This window comes from Stenotrophomonas sp. A3_2, assembly GCF_036624925.1.
GTDB lineage: Bacteria > Pseudomonadota > Gammaproteobacteria > Xanthomonadales > Xanthomonadaceae > Stenotrophomonas > Stenotrophomonas hibiscicola.
On record NZ_JAZKVY010000169.1, the window covers coordinates 1 to 312 of the forward strand.

At 61.9% G+C, this 312-nt stretch carries 1 protein-coding gene and 1 pseudogene; both read left to right on the forward strand.

Annotated elements, in window-relative coordinates:
- The coding region (gene rpsK, locus R5H29_RS05440) for a 30S ribosomal protein S11 (RefSeq protein WP_332328877.1) at window positions 1-176 on the forward strand (176 nt) is incomplete at its 5' end.
- Window positions 177-185: 9 nt separating this feature from the next.
- Window positions 186-312, forward strand: a pseudogene (locus tag R5H29_RS05445) (DNA-directed RNA polymerase subunit alpha); the annotation flags it as partial.

Here is a 312-nt window from a genome sequence, read left to right on the forward strand (position 1 = left end):
AGAAGGCCCGCGACCACGGCATGGAGACCGTCGAGGTCTTCATCAGTGGCCCCGGTAGCGGACGCGAGACCGCCATCCGCTCCATCAACAACAACGGCCTTGCCGTCCAGTCGATCCGCGACGTCACTGCCGTCCCCCATAACGGTTGCCGCCCGCCCAAGGCTCCGCGTAACTGATCAAATCCTATGCCGACGATTCAAACCCTTGACATCAATAACGAGTACGCCAAGTTCGTCTTCGAACCGCTGGAGCGAGGTTACGGCCACACGGTCGGTAATGCGCTCCGCCGCGTGTTGCTCAGCTCGATCCCCG